The sequence below is a fragment of the Cyanobium sp. NIVA-CYA 375 genome (genome assembly GCF_056108345.1).
This window is the reverse complement of sequence record NZ_JBSYHW010000180.1, coordinates 1-1,849: the sequence shown is the minus strand read 5'-3', so window position 1 is coordinate 1,849 and position 1,849 is coordinate 1. Positions and strand designations below refer to the sequence as shown.

Annotated in this window: 2 protein-coding genes; both read left to right on the top strand. The window is 52.2% G+C overall.

Going from position 1 to position 1,849, the window contains the following annotated elements; genetic code table 11:
- Nucleotides 1-1,114: type IIL restriction-modification enzyme MmeI (locus AC01FP_RS17335; protein WP_474481956.1), on the top strand; the 1,114-nt coding region annotated here is incomplete at its 5' end.
- Nucleotides 1,104-1,849 (top strand): caspase family protein (locus AC01FP_RS17330; RefSeq protein WP_474481955.1); only part of this gene is annotated, 746 nt, incomplete at its 3' end. The genes AC01FP_RS17335 and AC01FP_RS17330, both read left to right, overlap by 11 nt.

Genomic DNA, 1,849 nt, shown 5'->3' with positions numbered 1-1,849 from the left:
GTTTATTGGCGGGGACGAGATCTTGAATTCTTCGTGTTACGAAATCAAGCGCTACATAATCGACTTCGATGAAATGCCAGAGGAGGAGGCAAAGAAGTATGGAGACCTGTTCTCAATTGTCGAACAAAGAGTCAAGCCTGAAAGGCTTAAATGCAAGCGCGATAGACTTCGAGAGCGATGGTGGCAGTTTGGGGAAACAAGGCCAGGCCTAAGATTCGCAATCAAAGCGCTCGATCGCTTCATATGTCACCCAGTACCATCAAAACATCTGGCATTCACCTTTTTGCCAGCCGATACATATCTAGCGTCACCCCACTATGCAATTGCTTCCGGAGAATACAGCGTATTTGCCTTGCTGCAAGGAAGGGTTCATGAATCCTGGGCTAGAACTTTCGCTTCCACACTTGAGGATCGACTGCGCTACACCGCGTCGGACTGCTTAGAAACTTTTCCATTTCCTGTGGTTGAGAATATTTTAAGCGACGAGCCTCCTAGCGACTCACTTGCTCACGTCACCCTGATCGGGGAAGACTATTACTCCTTTCGGTCAAATCTTCTGGCTGACAACAACGAAGGCCTCACCAGCACCTACAACCGCTTCCACGATCCCGCCGAATCCAGTAGCGGTCACCTGGAGCTGCGCAGGCTCCACGGCGAAATGGATCAGGCGGTGCTGGCCGCCTACGGCTGGAGCGATGTGCCCACCGCCTGCGGCTTCGGGCTCGACTATCTCGACACCGAAGACGACGCCCAACTCCCCGATGAGCTGCAGGAGCGCATCGACAGTGGCGAGCTGTTCTTCTGGGATGCGGACGACGCCATGGCCTTCCAGGCACAGCTGCGCTCCCATGAAGCTATCAAAGGCAGAAAGAAATTGCCCTGGCGCTACCGCTGGCCCGACGCTGTGCGCGACGAGGTGCTCGCCCGCCTCCTGGCCATGAATGCCGAGCGTTACGCCGAGGAGGTGGCTCAGGGCCTGCATGGCAAGGGCGGGAAGAAGGCTGCTCCAGCTGCAGTTACAGGTGGCGGCAAGCGCCGGGGCCGCCCGCCTAAGACGAGCCAACCGGGCGAGACTGATCCTCAGAAGACTGAGCAGATGGGGTTTGGGTTATGAGCGGATAGGAGACGAGCCAGAGAGCTATATCGCTGCTCATTTTAATTCACCTGGAAACTCTTTTTACTTATTTGTCGCGCATCTTCGAACAGGCCTGAATCCACTTAAGACCCGTAGAGAGGAAATCGCCTTGACCCGCAATGCAGCAATTATTCTTTCCATATCTGAGTATGATCACGAAGAAAGTCTTCCTTCCTGCCAGAATGACCATAGCCTGGTTTGTAACATCATTGAGGAAACAAAAAAGTATAAGTTGATGCTAGAGCTTTCGGGTTACCAGCACTCGAGTCAAGCCCTAGAAAGGATATGCGAATCTATTGACCAGTGGCGCAGTGAGGTTATAGATGAAGTGTTCTTTTACTACTCTGGTCACGGCATTTTGGGTGACGGACAATTCTTATTTCCATTTTCAAACTATCATTCCACGAACAAGAATACCACCTCACTGTCGAACAGCCGGCTTGATGACCTACTGCGCGGGCTTTCACCCTCCAATGCCGTGAAGATAGTGGACGCCTGCTACTCTGGGGCGCAATACATAAAAGGAGAATCCAGCATTCAGGATGCAATGCGTTCGTCGGAGTCCTCTTTTAATAGCCTATACTTTTTTTACTCGTCAACAAAGAGTCAGGTGTCTTATGCGGGCGACGCCTACGGCAACTTTACCCATAGCATTGCAAAGTCATTGCTCAATCACGAGGGCAAGAACGCACTGCAGGGCTTGCTAACAGCCTC